Genomic DNA, 18,770 nt, shown 5'->3' with positions numbered 1-18,770 from the left:
TCGCTGCCCCAGGTGTCCCAGTCCAGGTCGTCCTTGATGCGTGTCCGACTGTGGTCCGGGGCGCGGCGCTTTTCGTCCTCCTGAATATCGGTCTGGTGCAGATAGCCCAGCCAGGTGATGCGGCTCAGCCACGAACCCGGTGAGTGGTGTTCGTAGCGCAGGTTGAACAGATTGCGGTCCGTATCATCGTCTTGGGTACGGCTGGCGTATTGGTCGCTCGACGCAAAGGGAATATCCGAGGTGTCGCGAAAGAGTTGGGTGGTGAAACTCAGCGTATCCCGCTCGGTCACAAAATAGCGGCTCTTGAGAAACACGTCATTTGTGCGGAAGCCGCTGTTGTCGATGGTGTCTCTGGCCGTCTCCACATCGCTCGCGTCGTGGCGGGTGTAGCTGACGATGTAATCGAAACGCTTGCCAATGATGCCGTACAGGGAGACGTGCTCGCTCAGCTCCTGGTTGTTGCTGTTAAACGTCCAGCGCGCCCGGGCGCCCACCGTCTGGCCGGGGCGGAGCATTTCACTGCCGCTCTTGGTCAGCATATTGATCGTGCCGCCCAGGGCGCTGCTGCCGTACAGCGCCGAGGCCGGGCCGCGGATGATTTCGAGCCGTTCCAAGGACTCGATGTCAACGAAGTTGAGGTTGCCCCCATGGGCGGTGTTGTAATTGAGCCGGGCGCCGTCGACGGTCAGCAGGACGCGGGTGCCGCTCAGCCCGCGAATCGAGGGCCGTTCGGTGATGCGGCGTGGTCCCGAAACAATGTCTATGCCCGGCTCATAGCGCAGCAGGTCGGCCAGGTCCTGGGCCTGGTAACGCTCAATGTCCTGGCGGTCGATGACGCTGACATGGCCGGGGATATTGGACACCGAACGTTCCTCACTTTTTGTGGCTGTTACCGATATTTTGTCCAGCATGACAGCCGGAGCGGACGACGGCGGGACGGGTTGCGACACGGGCTGTTCGCCCGAGGCTGGTGTCTGCTGCGGGGAGTCCTGGGCCGGGCTGGTGGTCCCCAGACACACGACAAGAACGGCCGCCAGGCTCCAAACACAGCTGGTTCGCATACGCTCTCTTTTTCGGCCTGGGCAAACCTCCCGAGTCGGCCAGAGTCTGCCGTAACGACAGGTCTGCTCTTGTCATCCCTGGCCGGGAGGCTGGTCGCCCCGCTGTTGCACTCCTGTTATCCGTCCATAAAAAAAGCCCGCCGGAAAACATGCTTCCTGGCGGGCTCTGAGCTGTATCGCTGCTGGCCTCTACTCTGTCAGTTGAAATTGATTTTCAAATTCAACTAGCTCCTACGATTATTCTTTGTCTTTGTCAAGGCCAAACGCCGCTCACAGCGACTCCAAAAACGCGATCAGGGCTTGGCGGTCTTCCTTGGCCATCGCCCGCACGGCTTCTCGTGACCGGGCGGCTTCCCCACCGTGCCACATGATCGCTTCCATGAGGCTGCGAGCCCGGCCGTCGTGCAGGAACAGGGTATGGCCCTGGATACGCAGGGTGAGCCCGATACCCCACAGCGGCGGGGTGCGCCACTCCCGACCCGTGGCCAGAAAGTCGGGCCGACCGTCGGCTAAGCCCTCGCCCATGTCGTGGAGCAGCATGTCGGTGTAGGGATGAATCGTCTGGTGTGATACCTCCGGCACCCCGACCAGGACGCCTGTCCGCAGCGTCGGGGTATGGCAGGCCGCACAACCGGCCTCACCAAACAGTGCTTCGCCTCTACGGACCTGTGGGTCGTGTATGTTGCGACGGGCCGGAACGGCCAGCGTCTGGACGTAGAAGGTCGCCACATCAAGGGTTTCCATATCGATCTCGGGATCGTCGGACAGGCCGTCGGCCTGGATTTGGCCCGAGGCGCTTTCAAGCGGCAAGACCGGATTGGTAATGCCGATGTCTTGCTGATAGGCGCTGAAGGTCTGCTGGAAGAGGTTGGGATTATTGGCCTTCCAGCCAAAGCGGCCGAGCTGTGTTGTGCCGCTTACGATGTCCCAGACCATATTCGGCCGACCGGAAATCCCGTCTCCATCGGCGTCAAACTCGTCGGCCAGGGCCAGGATCGTCTCCTGCTCAATCGCTTCGAGCAGGCCGCGTCCTAAGACAGGCAGGCCGGTGCGCGGCGAGGTCAGGACATGGGCGGGCAGGGGTTCAGTCGGATTCTCGATGTGGAAGTGTAGCGTCCGCAGACGAATGGTCTCGCCGTCGGCAAAGGTTTCGATACGCTCGGTCTCGGTCATGCTCACGTCCGCTTCCGGCCGGACACCAAACACGGCCCGATGTTGGAGCTGGGTGCCCATACCCGGAACGGGCAGCGGCCCGCCCGTCAGGGGGTCGGTGCCGGGGACGCTGATACGCAGAAACATGGACCTCAGCCGCTCGCCCTCGCGGGGCGGGCGGCCGCGTCCGTTTTTCGGGTGACAGCTGTCGCAGGCATTATTGTTGAAGATGGGACCCAGGCCGCTGAAGACCGGAGCCGGGGCGGTGACAAAACTGTCTCCAAAAGCGGCGTCCCCATCAAAATGCTTCTGGAGACGCTCCCCGACCAGGTTCGGAGCCGGCATTTCAAACGCCTGGCTGCTCGCGTCGAAAAGGGTGGTCTCGCCGCCCGACAGGGCGGCGTGCTGAGCGCCGCTCGGGTCGCTGTCGGTGGCGGCCACAATGACCGGCGATTGGTTACGCGGCTCATAGGTCACCCGCAGGTCAACCGTGCTTGTGCCCAGCTCGGAGCGCAGCCGGACCCCGGACAGCACGAGTTCATTGCCCTCAATGCCGGCCTGGGCCTGACTCAGGTCGAGCTGGTCAACGAACTCGGCCCCGCCCGGCTTCACCACCCTGACGGGATGCTCGACAAAGACCGGCTCTTCGCCCGGCGCCGTGACCTCCACCCCCAGGCTGTGGACGCCCGCGTCGAGCAGGCCGTAGTTGAACAGCAGGCCGAAGGCCGTATGCAGCGGCGCCCCAGGGATGGCGTCCGTCACATCCTGGCGCGGGCCGCAGCAGGGGACGGGGCCGTAGGGCTCGCCGTTGATGCGGAGCGCGACCGTAATGGGCGCGTCGCTGTCCGAGAAGGCCCAGCCGGAAATGACGCTCAGGCCCGAGACACTGCCGCTATCGCCGGGGTTTTCGAGGCTGACGGTCAGGGTGGCCTGACTCACCGCCGGCCACACCAGGCAGACACACAGGATAAACGCACGATACAACACTGCTCTCCTTGCTCCTTCCTTGGCTCTTGGTCTGAACCCTTAGGTGTCTGGAAGGAGAGCAGGAACGTGTCCTGTAGGGGATGGGCCGCTCAGGGCAGTCTCTCCCTCGTTCAGTCATCGGGTCGCTCAGTGGGTGAAGCTCGCCGCCTGGACGACAGGCAGGATTTCTTCCAGCGTCGCCTGCAAGTGCTGGGCTGCCTCGACCGCCGCTTGGACAGTCGCGCGATGGCTCATGATGCTCTGGCCAAACGGCTCGGGGATGGCGATGACTGCCGTCATGGCGTCACGGATCGCCATCCGTACCTTCGCGTCAAGGGCCGGGTCTTGATTGGCGACAAAATCCGTCACTCCCGTCGAGGTGCCGTCATGCTGGTCAAAACGGCCCTCATAGACGTTGTTGATGCTGCGCACGTTGTCGATGAAGTCGCGCCTGGAGTTGTTGCTGAAGCGCGACTCTTCTTCGGCGGTGCTCTGATCGTTGAGAGGAACCCCTATTTTGACGTTGCCCAACTCGTCGGCAATCCCGATCATGCCGTTGACCAGCTCCTGCACGGCCGATTTCTGGTCGGTGTAGGTCATCCTACCGCGGCCGGCCAGGGCCAGTTCGTGCACAAAGTCGCCGCCTGCCGGGTCCCAACTGTTGCGGAGTTCCTGGGTGTGGCGGGCAAAGAGACCGGCCACAGTCCGCGCGTAGGTTCGCCTGCGTTCGTCGGTGCTGAAGCCGGCCACAATCGCGGCGGGGTCGGTACTCCCGTTTTTGTCTTGGAACAGCAGATATTCCAGGGCGTGGAAGCCCTGGACATCGTCGGCAAGATCGAGGGTCGCAATGTCATCGCTGGAGGCGATGATATTTTCGAGGTCGGTGACGTTGAGCGGCCAGGTATCCAGGAAGGGGTCGTGTTCGTCACTGTCCACCGGCCCGAACAGAAACGCCTCGCTCTGCTCCCAGGGGACCCGCGTATTCCGCCAGGCGGCTTGGACGGCGGGCAGCAGCTCAACAGCCGCAGCCTGGCTTCCGGCGCTCGTCCCGACAAAGGAATGGACCGCCGCGTGCAGGGTGCTCGTGTCCACCGTCATGCCCGTGGTGGACGCCTCCGGGTCTATCGTCGCTTCATTCAGCGCGTCATAGGTGGCGAAGATGGCATGGGCGACATCCTCTAACAGTTCCAACGCATCGTAGGGGGACTGCATGGGACCGAGGTCATCCTGAGCCATGTCGATCCCAAACCCCTGACGGCTGACGTGGTAGGACAGGGTCAGATCTGTTTTGACTGAGGTGTCGTCTGTTGGGGTCGCCTCGGCCTCGGTAATATGAATTTCGCCGTCATGTATGTCGACCCTGGCATTGTCGATTGAGAGCGACTCGAGAAACTCGGCATCGGCCGGTCTCACCACGGTGATGCTGCTGTCCGCAATCACCGACTCCTCGCCCTCGGCGCTGACTTCGACGCCGATGGTGTGGACGCCCGAGGGCAATGCACCATAATTCCACAACAGGCCGAAGCCGCTGTTGAGCGGCGCCGCTGCGTGCCTATCCTTGACATCTTGACGCGGTCCGCAGCACAGCACTGTGGTCTCGGTGGTTTTCCCGTTGACGCGCAGCGAGACCGTGACTGCGGCGCCGCTGTCGCTGAAGGCCCAGCCGGAAACAACCGTCACTCCGCTGGCGCTCGTCCCGCTGGCCGGGTTTTCCAGGCTGACCTGAATGGTGGCGAAGGCCGGAAGGGCGCTGAACAGCAGGCCCGCAAACATCATCCATATTGACTTCTTCATGCAATCTCCTTCTCAAGTTCAGGTGCCGACCGACTCAGTGCTTTGTGTGGCCATGTTCAAAGCCGTCATGTTCGAGCAGGTGTTGTTGGGTGGCCATGATAATTTCCGCCAGATCGAGAAAATCCGACTTGCGGAGGGACACGCAGGTATGACCGATACACACGGCCACACTGCCACGCGGACAGATCCGGGTGGAAAGCCCACGCTGGTTCATGAAGACGACCGTGTTGTTGTCCTGGATTTTTTCCATCGGTTCTTCCTCCTTTTCCGACTGAGCCTGAACGGCACAAAAAAAGCCCGCGAAGACGATGTCTCCACGGGCTCTGGGTGCATACCTCTGGCCGCTTTTCAGCTCTTATCTCCGGTCCTGTGAAATATAGACTAGGGTCCCATATGGCGTCCTTTCCGGGGTGAATTGAAAATGCTTTTCAATATCAGTTCATGAATAGCGTTTCTAATTGAAAATGGATTTCAAAATCGTCTTTGCTTCTAGTTGAAAATGATTATCAGAATCATTTTATTCAACAAAATCAGTAACTTAGATCGAAAATAGGCTTGACACACCGGGTCGAGCGTATTACTCTATGTGCATACGACGTTTTGTCCTGTCCTGAAGCGAAAGGAGTTCACGATGGATACCAAAAAGATGATTGATGCGCTCAATAAGGCGGTTGCTTTGGAACACACCGCAGTCATGCAGTACAAACAGCACGCCCTGCTGGTCAGCGGCTTGTGGCGCAAGGAGTACGCGGGCTTCTTTTCCGACCAGAGCGAGAGTGCCCACGGCCACGCCCACAAGTTCGGCCAGAAAGTTGTGATCCTGGGCGGTATCCCGACGGTCGAGTTGGGCGCGCCGATTCGCCAGTCAACCGACCTCGAAGAGATGCTGAACCAGGATTTGGAACTCGAACGGGCTGCCCTGCAGGCATACATGGACGCCCACGCCCTGGCCGACGATAACCTGCCGCTGCGCGTCATGCTGGAGAACCAGATTGAGGCGGAGCAGGCAGACATTGAAGAGCTTGAAATGTATCTCGGCATGGTCCAAACGAGTGGGCTTGAGCGCGAGGTGAATCTGCGCCGGGTCGGCTAAACGCGAGGCTCTTCACCCTTTTTTCCGATAAGCGGGCAGCTCATGAACGGGCTGCCCGTTTTTTTGTCCGTTTCGCCCTCTCCCCATCGCCTTTATCCGTCCTCCCGCCGCCGAGAATCGTACCCGACGCACGTCCGGGAAACGGAATGACCTTTCCGCCAGTCCGTTTCGAGTGTTTCCGCCAGGTGTGGCCGCTTGTGCGCAAGGTCTGAAGCAGGGCCTCCGCTTCCGCCGGCCCGAGCTGTAAGGTGTGTTGCCGGTACCAGCCCACGCCTTTGCCCCACGACTGCCGCCGGAGTTCAAGGGTCTGTTCGCCGGCGGCATCGGAGCTGAGGGCGACTTCAAGACGGCTGTGCTCCTTGTCGGCCGTGATGGTACTCAAGATTTGCTCGTGTGACATACGTCTCTCCTGATGTGTGCGCTTACAAAGCAACAAACGAAACGGCCTGCCGCCAGCCCTTCGTTTCCCACCGCTGCCCGTCTGCTTCGAGTAACAGGCCCTCTACGCCTGACTGACGCTCCAGCAGCGCCGTTCCTTCCGATTCACCGAGGATGAGCAAGGCTTTGCTCAAGGCTTCGGCCTGGGCGGCGCTGGGAGCGACCACGCAGGCCAGCAGGTCGCGTTGAATGGGCTGCCCGGTGCGGGGATCGATCACATGCCCGTAGCGCCGGTCGCCGAGCGCGACACTCTGGCCCAGGCTGCCCGAGACGGACAGGGCTTGGTCGCGCAGGGTGGCGATCCCCGTGATGGTACCGTCCGGGAGTCGGACCAGCAGCCGCCAGCCTGGGGCATCGGGCGGGCGGCCCACAGCCCACTGGCTGCTGTGGCCAAAATTGAGCAGGGCGCGGCCGACCCGCCGCTCCTTGAGCAGGGCGACCATGCGGTCGAGCGCAAACCCCTTGCCAATACCCCCGAGGTCGAGGGTCATATCCTGCTGAGCCAGGGCAACCGTCCCCTGCGGGGAGAGGACGATCTGGTGGCTGCCGACCCGGCTGAGGGTGTGCCGCACAGCGTCGGGGGAGGGCAGGCCGGAGGCGTTCTTCCACAAGGCCATGAGCGGGCCAACGGTGATGTCAAACGTGCCGCGGGTCAGCTCCCAGTAGCGAACGGACAGGGAGAGCGCGTCCATGACCTCGGCCGGAACGGGCATCGCGCCCTGGCCGGCCGTGGCGTTCAGACGGCTGACCGGGCTGTCGGGCGCGTATGTCGTCAGCAGCCGATCCAGCCGAGCCGCAGTCTGAAACAGGCTGTCGCTGGTGCGCCGGGTATGGTCTGGGTCGGTTCCACACAGCGTCAGCTGCAAGACCGTGCCCATGGTGTAGCGGCCGTCGATCACGCACGACAGCGGCAGGCCGGCGCTCGGCAGACTCAGCAGGAGCAGGCAGCCGAAGACATGGAGGATGATGTGGAGGCGGAGAGGTCGCAGCATCCTAGCGCTCTACTCCTTCCAGACCGACTTCCGTCATGGGCGACTGCTCGGGGCTGTTGGAGGGCGGTCGGGGCGTCGCGGCCGGCCTGCGGTCCTTGCGGTACTGCTCCTGAGAGCCGACAAAGACTGCCCACAGCGCGACAAGGATCAGCACCGCCAGACTGATTTCCAAGGCCACAAACCCGCCGATTTTCAGGTAGGCGAACACGGGATGGACAAAACGCACCAGCCAGCCGCCGCCCTCGTTCACCAGAGCGGACGTAAACGGAATGATGATGAACCCGGCCTTGGCATTCGGGCTGAGCGGTACGAACAGCATCAGATGGGTCAGCGTCAGCAGGAGCAGCCCCATGGCAAAGAGATGAAAGTGTGCCACTTCCAGCATGCCCTGATAGCTGCGGGGCTGCAAAAAACGTTCTTCCGATCCCAGATAGTATTCCGTCACCGAGGCATAGCTGAGGCTCATCTTCTGGAAATACAGCAGGGCGTTGGTCAGCCACAGGCCGGCCACATAAATGACAAAGATGACGATGATGAGTTGGAGCAGCCGGTTTTTGGACCACTCGCCGGTAATCACAAAGCGCACGCTATGGTTTCTCCTGAATCAAGACCTGAAAAAGGGCCAGGACTTTGCGCACGCCTTGGGTCGCAGCCTGGGCGGTCAGGGTGGAGCCCATGATACCGTGGATATCGCGCCGCAGGCGTAACGCAGGCGTCAAGTGTTTCTGATCGAACTGCTCCAACCAGAGATCTGACGGCAGGTATTCGAGCGGCTCGTAAAAGGCCAGGACCAGGAGTTTTTGCAGGCTGCCGTCGGGTGACACCACCATCAGAAAGGTTTCCGGAAAGGTCCGCACAATATGGGTCTCAATAAAGGCGTAGCCCTGCACGGTGTCGGCCGCATGGCCGACGTGAAAGGTGGCCAGCTTGGAATCGACCGAGGTCTGGGCCAGGGCCTCAACCCGCTCGATCTGCTGCGGGGTGAGGAAGAAGGTTTGCGTCTCGACGCGGTCTGCCGTGGGAAATGCCACCTGCAACGCCTTTGCCTTGGAATAAAAAACCTCGGCTTCAATAATAGTGGCACTGCCCAGCAGTGCCACCACGCACAGGATGTACGGGCTAGAAGACAAAGCCAATGCCAAAGTTGACCTCGTCTTCGCGCTCGTGGTTGTTATCTTCGGTATCGAAGTTGCGGTAATCTACCTTGAGCACGACGTTGGGGTGAGGTTTATAGCTGATACCGGTGGTCCAGATGTTGTGCTCGTACCGATCCTGTTCCTCCCAGTCTCCGGCCATATCGGCATGCTGGTCGATAAGCGAGAAGCGGAAAAAGGGCGACAATTGCTGTTGGGTGTCGCCCAGCAGCCACGGCATGATGTCGTAGGCGGCCTCGGTATAGAAGCCGTACATCTCCTTGGCGATCTTGCCGCCGCCGCCGATCCGGTTGAGTTCGTCCGAGTCTTCCAGATGGGACATGGCGAACAGCGCCCGCAGGTCCAGCCCTTGCCAGCTGTACATGCCATGCAGTTCCCAGATGGTCAGCCGCGCGCCGGGCACATTGACCGGGCCACATTCCCCGTCCACACACTCGTAGTACTGACTGTCGTGGGAGGTCTTGCCGGTGTACACCGAGCCGCCGAACGTGAGGTTCAGCATCGGCGTATAGTCCAGCCGCGCGGCCAGGGCGATATCCTCGGCCATGGCATTCCCGCCCTTCTGGCGCGTGCTGCGGAAGTGTTCCTTCAGTTTGAACGAGGGCTTGGTCAAACAGTTGCCGTTCTCGTCAGGCGTACACGCTGCCGTGTTGCTCGACGCGCCTTCAAGCGCGTTCATGCCGTAGATGCGGTATTCCAGGCCGGGCAGCAGTTGGCCGAATATGCCGATGCCGTTCTCGCGCCAAGTTGAGGGGATGATGCGCCGCTCGACCTCGGGTCGCTCCACGCCGTAGAAGAACACGGGCTCGTGCAACTCGTTGACGATACCCAGCGGGGCGAGCAACATGCCGGCGCGGAAGTTGGCCCACTCCCACATCAGGAAATCGATGTAGGCGAACTCGACCGACACCGAGCCGCCGGCGCCCGTCCCGGCGTGCTCGAACTCCAACTCGGCGTTCAGGATGATGCGGTCGGTGAACTTATAGCCGGTGTACAGTACGAAACGCAGGTTGTCCGTGAAGTCGCGGTCGCTGCGCGTCTTATCGCTCACATCCTTGCGGTAAAAGGCCTCACCATAGCCGCCGATCGACAAGCCCCGCTCCACGCCGTAAATCTTCGAGGCTGCCGGTCCCAGGCCGTACACGCTGTCTTCCATGGTCAGCGGCTCGAAGTCGGGCACGGTCAGGCTGGTGCGCAGGTTTTCCACTTCCTCGGCCAGCAGGCTGGTGCGCCGGGTGGCTTCTTCCTGCTCCTGCTGTCGTTCTTCTTTGAGAGCAGTCAGTTCTTGTTGCATCTGTAGCATTTGCTGTTCCAACTGCTGAATTCGGTCATCATCAGCTGCCCGGGCCAACTGAGAAGTCCCGCCCATGCAGATGAGCGTCGCCAGGGCGACTGCCAACATTCGTACCATTCTCAACCCTCCTCCCTGTTTGAGGTCCATCACAAAAGGGCTCTGGGTTTGGTACCGCTGGCCTCTGCCGCACTGATTCGATCACATCATGGCTCTGGGCTCAGTTGCCTCCTTCCTGTTCGGCGTCCCGCCACTCAGCTGTCACGTCATGCCGCATCGACGCTGCACCCCACGGAATGAGAACGATCCGTTTACAGCGCCGACATTTGAGTTCGACGCCGTTTGGGCGGAGCAGGGCTAAGAGGTTCCCGCAGCAGCAGCGACACTCTTGCGCATGGCTTGATGAGGAAGATGGAGCTTGGACTTCCATGAGTGAAATTGAGAATCATTATCAATTTCATTTGTCAAGGGCTAGAGAAGAAAAAGTCGTTGCGCGGTTGTGGCAGAAAGGCTAGTATTCCGGGAGCCGAATCCGAGCCAAACAGCGTGGAGAGGTGGCCGAGTGGTCTATGGCGCTCGCCTGCTAAGCGAGTGTACGTTAGCGCGTACCGCGGGTTCGAATCCCGCCCTCTCCGCTCCCGTCTCTCGGCACCGCACCGCTTCCACTGACACGCCTTGATCGAGTCGTACAAGGACCGACCGCTGCGCTCGGCGCTTGTCGTGTTCCTGCGGGTATGCTAGGAGGGAGAGCCCATGACCGGAGGGGTTTTTCCGCCGTGTATGCGCCCTTAGCTCAGTCTGGATAGAGCGGCAGACTACGAATCTGTAGGTCGGAGGTTCGAATCCTCCAGGGCGCGTTTTTTTGAGCGAGAAGCCTGCATGGCGAAACGCCGGTGGGCGGAAGAGGCAAGACGCATGGCAGCCAACCAAACCGGTGTCCACAAGAAGATGGATAAGATTCTGCAAAAGCTGGCTACTCTGGAAGACAACGATAAAGCGCTGCTGAAGCAGACCAACTACCTGGCGCAGCTCGTAGTGCTGGCCAGGCAAGACTCTACTCGCCAGCAGCAGGAATCTCAGACTATGCTGCGCGAGTCCCAGGCTATGCTGCGCGATGTGGGGCAAATGCTGCTGGAAATCAAGCAATCCTCAGACCGGACCGAGGAACGGGTCGCGGCAATCCTGGCCGAGACTCGTCAGCATTAGAGCCTTCACTGTACTCCGGTCATCACAAAGTTCTGCGAAGCTTGTTGCCAGACAGTTTGGAGCGACATTGCGGGCCGTCAGTATCTTCTACCAGAACTGGCCGGCTAGGCTCGCAGGCGCCTGCCTGACCCGCACGACCTTATTGACGCTCGCGGACGCGGTTGACTTTCACCACGCCACGGATCTTGCCCAGATTGTTGACGACCCGCTTGAGGTCTGTCGCGCTGCCGACCATGACCTCGAAGACGTTCAGCGCCCGGTTGTCGGACAGGGTGCGGACATTGGCGCTTTTGATATTGACCTCGACCGAACTGATGGCCTTGCTCATGGCGGCCAGCAGGCCGGGCCGGTCTTCAGACAGGACTTCGACTTTGACCGTGCGGGTGAAATCGTTGGCCTTGTCCCAGCTGACCGCGACGTGGCGTTGGGGATCGCTCTCCAGCAGACGCTGACACTCCACCGCGTGCACGGTCACGCCTTTGCCCCGGGTGATGACGCCCAGAATGCGCTCTCCGGGCAGGGGATTGCAGCAGCGCCCGAAGCGCACCAGGATATCGCCGATACCCCCGACCCGCACCCCGCTCCGGCCGCCGCCTTCGCGGTCCGTTCGGCTGACAATCTTGTCGAGTTCGGCCTCGCCCAGGGCTTGCCACGACTGGCTGCCGTTGGCCGGCAGCAGGTGGGGCAGCAGATTTCTGACGGTCAGCTGGCCGTAGCCCAGGGCGGCCAGCAGGGTCTCTTCCCCCTTATAGCCCAGGGCCTTGATGGCGCCCTCGAGTTTGCCCTGTTTGCGCAGCGCGGTCGCGTCGAGCTGGTGGCGGGACAGCTCGCGCTCCAGCAGTTCGCGACCCAGGGCAACGCTGCGCTCGCGCTGCTGGGCCTTGACCCACTGCCGAATCCGGGCCTGGGCTTTGGGCGTTTTGACGAGTTTGAGCCAGTCCTTGCTCGGCGTTTGGGAGGGCTTGGTCACAATCTCTACTGTATCGCCGTTGCGGAGCTGGTAGCGCAGCGGCACCAGACGGCCGTTGACCCGTGCTGCGGTACAGTGGTTGCCGACCTCGGAGTGGACCCGGTAGGCGAAATCCACGGCCGAAGCTCCCTGCGGAAAATCGTGCAGGTCGCCCTTTGGGGTGAACACATACACTTCTTCGGTGAACAGGTCGCCCTTGACCGTGTGTAGAAATTCGGCCGGGTCCTGAACCTGCTGCTGCCACTCCAGGAGCTGGCGCAGCCAGGAGAAGCGTTGGTCTTCCTCCACCACCCGACGGCCCTCTTTATACGTCCAGTGGGCGGCAATGCCCTCCTCGGCAATCCGGTGCATATCGTGGGTCCGAATCTGCACCTCGATGCGCTCGCCGTAGGGACCGATCACGGTGGTGTGCAGGGACTGATACCTGTTCGCCTTGGGCAGGGCGATGTAGTCTTTGAAGCGGCCGGGAACCGGTCGCCAGTGGCTGTGGACAATCCCCAGGGCGCCGTAGCACTCGCTGACCGAATTGACGATAATCCGAAACGCTACCAAGTCATAAATCTGGTCAAACAGCAGGTTCTGGGACTCCATCTTCTGGTAGATGGAGTAGAAGTGCTTGGGCCGGCCGTGGACATCGGCCGAAATCCGGGCGTGGTCGAGCTTGGCTTGCAGAATGCTGATGACTTCGTCGATATAGGCCGCCCGCTCGGTTTTTTTCTTGGCGATATCGCGTTTGAGCTGCCGGTAGACCTCGGGGTGGAGGTAGCGCAGGGCGTTGTCTTCGAGTTCGCTTTTGAGCCAGTAGATACCTAGCCGATGGGCCAGGGGAGCATAAATGTCCAGGGTTTCTGCGGCAATCTCGCGCCGCTTGTTCGGCGACAGATAGGACAGGGTGCGCATGTTGTGGGTCCGGTCGGCGAGCTTGACCAGCACTACCCGGATATCACGGCCCATGGCCAGGATCATTTTACGGAAATTCTCGGCCTGGCGTTCTTCGCGGGTGGTGAAATGGATCTGGCTGATCTTGGTCACCCCATCGACCAGACCGGCCACTTCGGTGCCAAACTGCTGCTCGACCTCTTCCAGGGTGGTCAGGGTATCCTCGACCGTGTCGTGCAGCAGGCCGGTGATGACCGTCGGCACGTCCAGCTTCATCGTGGTCAGAAGCTTGGCGACCTCAACCGGGTGGACGAAGTAGGGCTCCCCGGAGCGGCGCTTCTGGCCCTGATGCATGCGTTCCGAGAACGTGTAGGCCCGGGCCAGCAGGTCGGTGTTGGCGTCCGGATGGTAGGTCTGAATGGTGTCGATCAGCTGTTGGTGGGTCATGGCTGTTCGTATCCGTCGGGCGAGACCAGGGTCGGGGCGGTTGAAGAGCAGTCCGGCTGCGGGCCGAGCAGACTTTGCAGCGTCACCGACTGGGTGAAGCGGGCAATGCGGGTCCGCTCGGTTCGGATGATAGCCACGAGGTCGGCCTCGGTCTCGTCGAGTTGCTCGTTCACCACGCAGTAGTCATACCGGGCCAGCTGGCGAGCCTCCTGGCGTCCACGGGTCAGGCGTCGGGCAATGGTCTGGGCCGAGTCGGTGGCGCGTTTTCGCAGCCGTCGCTCAAGCTCCTGCCATGACGGTGGCAGAATAAAAATCGCCACTGCCTGCGGATAACGGCTTTTGATGTGTCGCGCCCCCTGGACATCGATCTCAAGCAGCAGGTCGCGGCCACGTGACACGGCGGCGTCGAGGACGGCGTGGGCAGTACCGTACAGCGCGCCGTGGACCTCGGCCCATTCGACAAAGGCGTGGGCTCGGCGCAACCGCGCAAACTCGGCTTCGCTCACAAAGTGATACGCCCGTCCGTCGACCTCTCCGGGCCGGGGCGGGCGGGTAGTATACGAGACCGAGACCGACAGCCCGCTCACCCGCTCCAGCAGCCGCTGGGCCAGCGTGGTTTTGCCCGTTCCGGAAGGAGCCGAGAGCAGAAAAAGCACCCCCTGTCGGGGAAAGCAGAAACGGTGAGCCTGACGCGACATACAGTTACTCTACATTCTGCACTTGTTCGCGCAATTTTTCTACCTCCTCTTTGGCCTCAACGACCAAATGGCGGAGCGGGGCGTCATCGGCCTTGGCGCCGATCGTATTGACCTCGCGGTTGATCTCTTGCAGCAGAAAGTCCAGGCGTTTGCCGACCGGTTCATGGCTGGCAATGAGATCCATCATGGTCTCCACATGGCTCTGTAAACGGACCAGCTCTTCGGTGATATCGCTCTTCTGGGTGGCTACCACCACCTCCTGGAGCAGGCGCGACTGGTCGAGCTGGGTGTCAGCCAAAAAGGTTTGGACCCGCTCGGCCAGCCGCCGGCGGGCGGCCGTCTGGCTCCGGCCGCTACGGCGGGCGGCCGCCCGTCCAAACCGGCTCAAGGTCTGGAGCCGGCCGCGCAGCTCGCGGCGCAGAAATCTGCCCTCCCGGCTACGCTGGCGCTCCAGGCTACGCAGGGCCCTGTCAACCGCTTTTTTGGCCGCTCCAAGCTCGGTCTGACTGAGCTGGGGCTGGACGCTGACCTGGAACAGCTCCGGCCGCGAGGCCAGCAGCCGCAGGTCGAGCGGGGTGTCGATGCCGAGTTCTTTTTGCAGCTCGCTGAACGCCAGGCGGTAGGCCCGAGCCAGGTCGCGGTTGAGGGAGACTGTGGAGGTGTGCGGCGTCCGTCCGCTCAGATTGAGCGACAGCTCAAGCCGACCGCGGCCGACCTGCGCGCTCAGCTGGCGCCGGAACTCATCTTCCCAGGGCAGAAAGAGGCGCGGCAGCGACATCTTCATTTCCAAAAAGCGATGGTTGACCGTCCGTATTTCAGCGCTCACCCGTCCACCCGGAAAGGCTGCGCTGCCGCTTCCATAGCCTGTCATACTGCGCATGGGTATGTCTCACATAGGACCGCCCGCAGCTCTGCCGGGCTGACCGTGGCGGTGCCGACTTTGCCGACCACGACACCGGCCGCATGGTTGGCGAAGATGGTTGCCGCCTCCAGAGAGGTGCCGGCCCCGAGGGCCAGCGCACAGGTGGCGTGGACGGTGTCCCCGGCTCCGGTAACGTCAAAAACCTCGCGCGCCATAGTCGGGAAATGGCGGACCGTTTTGCCCGCTTGAAACAGGCTCAGGCCGCCCTCGCCGCGCGAGATCAGGACTGCCGGGGTATCCCACCGGTCGAGCAGTCGCGCGCCTGCCTCGGCCAGACTGGTCTCGTCATGAATGGCCAGGCCGGCGGCCTGACTGGCTTCGGCCAGGTTGGGTTTGACCAGACTCGCCCCCCGGTAGGCGGCGAAATTGGGCGGTTTGGGGTCGATCACATACACAAATCCGTGCTGGCGGTGTGAGGTGGCCAACAGGTCGAGCAGCTCGGCGTCAATCGCCCCCTTGCCGTAGTCGGACACCACGACCACGTCGCACTCCTCAATGTGACCACGAACAAAGGCGCGCAGCCGAGCTCGGAGCCGGCTCTCGACCGTCCGGTGCGGCTCGCGATCCAGCCGAACGACCTGTTGGCTATGGGCGATAATCCGCGTCTTGGTGATCGTCGTCATGCTGCGGCTCGTCAGGACGCCGCTGACCTCGGCCCCGCTGGCGGCCAGCTCGTGCACCAGGCGGCGTCCGTGCCGATCCCGACCAACCAGGCCGCAGGCGATGACTTGGCCACCCAGGGCGCGGATGTTGGTGATGACGTTGCCGGCTCCGCCGGCCCGCAGGCTCTCGTCGGTGACCCGCACGATCGGCACCGGGGCCTCGGGAGAAATCCGCTCGACCTGCCCCCAGATGTAGCGATCCAGCATCACATCACCGACTACCAGCACACGTACCTGGGAAAAGCGCTCCAGCACGGCGCGGATATTCGGGACGGGTGGGGCGTCAGGGCGTGTGGACAGGTGTTGGGCCATGATTTCACCGTGTGAGCAACTCGTCATACAGCAGCGCGTTGGCGCGTGCCATAGCCCGGATATCAAAATGGGCCAGCGCCCGCTGCCGGCCGGCCCGCCCCAGGCGGTCGGCCAGGGCCGGCTTGTGGACCAGTTCGGCCAGCGCCGCAGCCAGCGCGCTCGGTGCCTGAGGCGGAATGAGCAGGCCGGTGTGGCCATCCTCAACCAGCTCAGGAATCCCCCCGACCCGGCTGGCGATAACCGGCCGGCCGGCGGCCAGGGCCTCCATAACGGCCACCCCCAAGCCTTCCCAGTACGGAACGTGGACAACCGCATCGGCGGCCGCCAGATAGGCCGGAACCTCGCTGCAAAACCCCGGGAAATAGACCTGGAGGCCCAAACCCGCGGCCCGCGTCTGGGCCTCCAGCCGCTGGCGGTGGGGGCCGTCGCCGCACAGCAGGTAGGACAGCCGCAGCCCCTGGCGGTGGAGCTGAGCGGCAGCCTCAATCAGCACAGTCTGGGCCTTGCGTTCGACCAGCGCCCCGACCGACACGACGAGGAAGTCCGTACTGCCCAGGCCGTAGTGGCGACGGATGCGTTCCCGGGCCTGCGGGTCGGGCGTAAAACGGGTGGTATCGATTCCGCTCGGAATGCGGCGGATGCGGGCCGGCGGGACACCCCCGGCAATCAGGGCCGACTCCACCCGACGAGAAATGGCCACCACCACATCGACGCCGGTGTGGTACAGAAAGCGCTGCCAGCCGCCCCGCTTGAGCGGATAGTCCATGCGGCGGGTGACGACCCGCTTGACTCCCAGGCCGTGCAGCCACGGGCTCAAGGCGTGAGCCCGGGCAGTATGGAAATGGACCAGCTCATAGCCTCCGGTTCGCACCAGGCGGCGCAGGCGCAGGCCGGCCAGCATGTCGAAATCGTTGCGCACCCGCAGCCCACACTGGGGCAGAGCGGCTTGGCTGAGGCGCCGCCCCAGCGCGCCATGCGGCGCAACCGCGACGACCGACCGATGGCCGGCCTGGTGCAGGTAGCGGGTCAGGCCCAGGACCTGGGTTTCCCCGCCGCCCCAGTCCCGTTCCGGGTCAATATGCAGAACGGCCCGTCGGTCGCGTCTGTGCATGGGGTGGCTTGCCCAGCGTGTGTTCCCACAGCTTGGCGTATTTGAGAAAGGTGTACAAAGCGGCGGTGACCGACACAAAGAACCCTGCCCGGCCGTCCCGCATACAGCCGCTCAGCACATAAAAACGCACAAAGCGCCACAGCGGGCGGAACAGGATATCCCACACATGAACCCGGACGCCACGCTGGGCCAACTCCTGGGCGGCGATGTCGGTCAGGTCGTTCACCGTCCGCAGGTGATCGGTGATATCGTCGTAGGTGTAGTGGTAGATATTGCCCGCTACACGGTCGGCCTGACCGCGCAGCAGGACTTTTTCGTGCGGGTTCACCCCTCCCCAGCTTACCTTGGTCTTGCGGAACAGGCGCAGCCGATAGCTGGGATACCAGCCGTGCCACCACCAGCGGCCCAGGTAATACACCAGACGGGGGATGTAAAAGCCGTCAACCGCAGGATCGTCGCGCTCCAGGATCGTCACAATCTCTTGTTGCAGGGCCGGTGAGACCTCTTCGTCGGCGTCGATATTCAACACCCACTCGTGGCTGGTCTGGCCCAGCGCAAAGCGCTTCTGCTCGACAAAGCCGGGCCACGCGCGCCGGATGACGTGGGGCGTGTACTCCCGGCAGATCTGTACGGTCTGGTCGGTGGAGAAGGAATCGACAACAACAATCTCATCGCACCACTTGACGCTTTCCAGACAGCGGCGGATGTGGGCGGCTTCGTTAAAACACACAATACAGCACGAGATCGGTGCCCGCTGGAGGTCGGCCTCCAGCGCCGCGTCGGACGGCCGGTCCGCGTCCGAGCGCCGGCGCGCCCGGCGACGGGTGTACTCTCTATCTTTCTTGTCCCGCAGCCTGACGAGTCGGCGCAACAGATCCCGACGAGCCTGAGAGGGGGGGAGGGGGGTGCCCAAGTAGCGGTAGAAGAAGAAGACGCGCTGGCTCAGGCGAAGCCGACGACCGAGCGTCCGCTCCAGTTGGACTAAGTTCTTGAGCCGGCGCTGGAGGCTGAGGCGCGGAAAGTGGCGCACCCGGTCGAGATCGACCAGATAAAAACGCCAGTCTCCGTCTCGGTCCGCACCCTGGACCGTCTCGACAAACAGGTTGGCGTCTTTCATGTCTCCGACGTACAGGCCTGCGGCGTGAAAGCGGCGCAGGAAGTCGGCCAGGGCGGCCAGGAAGCGCCGCTGGTGGGCGACCGACCAGCCGGCGTGGTGTTCCCGCCAGTAGCGGTCCAGGCCGACTTGGCTGACCAGCCCCTGGCTGACATACACGCTCTCCCGGACGAGCCCGGCCTGGCGTCGCTCCAGCACGGCCAGGGGGCGTGGCACACAGAATCCGTGCTCCTGGAGCAGCTTTGCGCCCTGCCAGGATCGCTGGGCTGGCGAGCCGTGCAGGAGCGCCTCGCCGATCCGGCCCCAGCGCTGTAAGCGGTGATGCTTGGTGACCACCGCGCCGAGGGGCAGGGACACCAGGCTGACGGTCGTGTCTTTGTCCTGTTTCAGCAGATGGCTCGAACCCCAGTCCTGCGGGGCGATTGGCAGGCGCTGGCTCAGGTCCGGCCTGTCCGCAACACAAAAGACGGGGGAGAGGGGAGGGACTGCCACGCTACGCTACTCCGGG

At 62.5% G+C, this 18,770-nt stretch carries 17 protein-coding genes and 2 tRNA genes; 4 read left to right on the top strand and 15 right to left on the bottom strand.

Features of this window, described 5'->3' with window-relative positions:
* The 4 genes from J4F42_04115 to J4F42_04100 form a co-directional block, all read right to left on the bottom strand.
* Positions 1-1,061 (bottom strand): TonB-dependent receptor plug domain-containing protein (locus J4F42_04115; GenBank protein ID MCE2484671.1); only part of this gene is annotated, 1,061 nt, incomplete at its 3' end.
* A 270-nt stretch (positions 1,062-1,331) separates the two neighbouring features.
* Complete coding sequence (locus J4F42_04110; protein ID MCE2484670.1) at positions 1,332-3,197, bottom strand: c-type cytochrome; 1,866 nt, start codon at positions 3,195-3,197, stop codon at positions 1,332-1,334.
* Positions 3,198-3,326: 129 nt separating this feature from the next.
* Complete coding sequence (locus J4F42_04105; GenBank protein MCE2484669.1) at positions 3,327-4,973, bottom strand: hypothetical protein; 1,647 nt, start codon at positions 4,971-4,973, stop codon at positions 3,327-3,329.
* Between the two features lie 34 nt (positions 4,974-5,007).
* A complete protein-coding gene (locus tag J4F42_04100; protein MCE2484668.1) occupies positions 5,008-5,223 on the bottom strand; it encodes a hypothetical protein in 216 nt (71 codons plus the stop codon).
* A gap of 381 nt (positions 5,224-5,604) precedes the next feature.
* On the opposite strand from J4F42_04100, the gene J4F42_04095 reads away from it, so the two are divergent.
* The gene (locus J4F42_04095) at positions 5,605-6,066 is read left to right on the top strand and encodes a hypothetical protein (GenBank protein MCE2484667.1); all 462 of its coding nucleotides are present in this window, start codon (positions 5,605-5,607) and stop codon (positions 6,064-6,066) included.
* Between the two features lie 40 nt (positions 6,067-6,106).
* On the opposite strand, the gene J4F42_04090 is transcribed toward J4F42_04095, so the two are convergent.
* The 5 genes from J4F42_04090 to J4F42_04070 are packed head-to-tail and all read right to left on the bottom strand — an operon-like array spanning position 6,107 to position 10,061.
* Positions 6,107-6,466: a hypothetical protein gene (locus J4F42_04090; protein MCE2484666.1), complete on the bottom strand. Its 360-nt coding sequence runs from the start codon at positions 6,464-6,466 to the stop codon at positions 6,107-6,109.
* 22 nt (positions 6,467-6,488) lie between these two features.
* Positions 6,489-7,496, bottom strand: a complete 1,008-nt coding sequence (locus J4F42_04085) for an FAD:protein FMN transferase (GenBank protein ID MCE2484665.1) — start codon at positions 7,494-7,496, stop codon at positions 6,489-6,491.
* 1 nt (position 7,497) lies between these two features.
* Positions 7,498-8,082, bottom strand: coding sequence for a hypothetical protein (locus J4F42_04080; GenBank protein MCE2484664.1), 585 nt, complete (start codon positions 8,080-8,082; stop codon positions 7,498-7,500).
* A 1-nt stretch (position 8,083) separates the two neighbouring features.
* Positions 8,084-8,638 carry a hypothetical protein gene (locus J4F42_04075; protein ID MCE2484663.1) on the bottom strand — a complete coding sequence of 185 codons (555 nt, stop codon included), beginning with the start codon at positions 8,636-8,638 and terminating at the stop codon, positions 8,084-8,086.
* Positions 8,616-10,061: a hypothetical protein gene (locus tag J4F42_04070; GenBank protein ID MCE2484662.1), complete on the bottom strand. Its 1,446-nt coding sequence runs from the start codon at positions 10,059-10,061 to the stop codon at positions 8,616-8,618. The genes J4F42_04075 and J4F42_04070 overlap by 23 nt, the downstream gene beginning before the upstream one ends.
* A 428-nt stretch (positions 10,062-10,489) precedes the next feature.
* Here J4F42_04070 and J4F42_04065 point away from each other — a divergent pair.
* From J4F42_04065 to J4F42_04055, 3 genes are all read left to right on the top strand, one after another.
* A tRNA-Ser gene (locus J4F42_04065) sits at positions 10,490-10,576 on the top strand.
* Positions 10,577-10,723: 147 nt separating this feature from the next.
* Positions 10,724-10,798: transfer RNA gene (locus J4F42_04060), tRNA-Arg, on the top strand.
* A gap of 58 nt (positions 10,799-10,856) precedes the next feature.
* Positions 10,857-11,147 (top strand): hypothetical protein, encoded by a 291-nt coding sequence (locus tag J4F42_04055; protein MCE2484661.1) that lies wholly within the window; start codon positions 10,857-10,859, stop codon positions 11,145-11,147.
* 139 nt (positions 11,148-11,286) lie between these two features.
* Here J4F42_04055 and J4F42_04050 read toward each other — a convergent pair whose 3' ends face one another.
* From J4F42_04050 to J4F42_04025, 6 genes are read right to left on the bottom strand one after another with little or no spacing between them, the layout of a single operon-like run.
* Positions 11,287-13,443, bottom strand: a complete 2,157-nt coding sequence (locus J4F42_04050) for a bifunctional (p)ppGpp synthetase/guanosine-3',5'-bis(diphosphate) 3'-pyrophosphohydrolase (GenBank protein MCE2484660.1) — start codon at positions 13,441-13,443, stop codon at positions 11,287-11,289.
* Positions 13,440-14,141, bottom strand: a complete 702-nt coding sequence (gene gmk, locus J4F42_04045) for a guanylate kinase (protein MCE2484659.1) — start codon at positions 14,139-14,141, stop codon at positions 13,440-13,442. The genes J4F42_04050 and gmk overlap by 4 nt, the downstream gene beginning before the upstream one ends.
* Positions 14,142-14,145: 4 nt before the next feature.
* Positions 14,146-15,021, bottom strand: a complete 876-nt coding sequence (locus J4F42_04040) for a YicC family protein (GenBank protein MCE2484658.1) — start codon at positions 15,019-15,021, stop codon at positions 14,146-14,148.
* On the bottom strand, positions 15,009-16,037 hold the full coding sequence (gene rfaE1 / locus J4F42_04035; GenBank protein MCE2484657.1) for a D-glycero-beta-D-manno-heptose-7-phosphate kinase: 1,029 nt from the start codon (positions 16,035-16,037) through the stop codon (positions 15,009-15,011). The genes J4F42_04040 and rfaE1 overlap by 13 nt, the downstream gene beginning before the upstream one ends.
* A 4-nt stretch (positions 16,038-16,041) precedes the next feature.
* Complete coding sequence (locus tag J4F42_04030) at positions 16,042-17,148, bottom strand: glycosyltransferase (protein ID MCE2484656.1); 1,107 nt, start codon at positions 17,146-17,148, stop codon at positions 16,042-16,044.
* A complete protein-coding gene (locus tag J4F42_04025; protein ID MCE2484655.1) occupies positions 17,111-18,754 on the bottom strand; it encodes a glycosyltransferase in 1,644 nt (547 codons plus the stop codon). Before J4F42_04025 ends, J4F42_04030 begins: the two co-directional genes overlap by 38 nt.
* Positions 18,755-18,770: the final 16 nt, after the last annotated feature.

The organism is Desulfurellaceae bacterium, from assembly GCA_021296095.1.
Classification (GTDB): domain Bacteria; phylum Desulfobacterota; class Binatia; order Bin18; family Bin18; genus JAAXHF01.
The sequence above is the reverse complement of the archived record's forward strand: the minus strand, read 5'-3'. Positions and strand labels throughout refer to the sequence as shown.

Coding starts and splice junctions, on each gene's coding strand:
- J4F42_04105 (MCE2484669.1), bottom strand. CDS start 4,973: ATGAAGAAGTCAATATGGATGATGTTTGCGGGCCTGCTGTTCAGCGCC.
- J4F42_04100 (MCE2484668.1), bottom strand. CDS start 5,223: ATGGAAAAAATCCAGGACAACAACACGGTCGTCTTCATGAACCAGCGT.
- J4F42_04095 (MCE2484667.1), top strand. CDS start 5,605: ATGGATACCAAAAAGATGATTGATGCGCTCAATAAGGCGGTTGCTTTG.
- J4F42_04090 (MCE2484666.1), bottom strand. CDS start 6,466: ATGTCACACGAGCAAATCTTGAGTACCATCACGGCCGACAAGGAGCAC.
- J4F42_04085 (MCE2484665.1), bottom strand. CDS start 7,496: ATGCTGCGACCTCTCCGCCTCCACATCATCCTCCATGTCTTCGGCTGC.
- J4F42_04070 (MCE2484662.1), bottom strand. CDS start 10,061: ATGGTACGAATGTTGGCAGTCGCCCTGGCGACGCTCATCTGCATGGGC.
- J4F42_04055 (MCE2484661.1), top strand. CDS start 10,857: ATGGCAGCCAACCAAACCGGTGTCCACAAGAAGATGGATAAGATTCTG.
- J4F42_04050 (MCE2484660.1), bottom strand. CDS start 13,443: ATGACCCACCAACAGCTGATCGACACCATTCAGACCTACCATCCGGAC.
- gmk (MCE2484659.1), bottom strand. CDS start 14,141: ATGTCGCGTCAGGCTCACCGTTTCTGCTTTCCCCGACAGGGGGTGCTT.
- J4F42_04040 (MCE2484658.1), bottom strand. CDS start 15,021: ATGCGCAGTATGACAGGCTATGGAAGCGGCAGCGCAGCCTTTCCGGGT.
- rfaE1 (MCE2484657.1), bottom strand. CDS start 16,037: ATGGCCCAACACCTGTCCACACGCCCTGACGCCCCACCCGTCCCGAAT.
- J4F42_04030 (MCE2484656.1), bottom strand. CDS start 17,148: ATGCACAGACGCGACCGACGGGCCGTTCTGCATATTGACCCGGAACGG.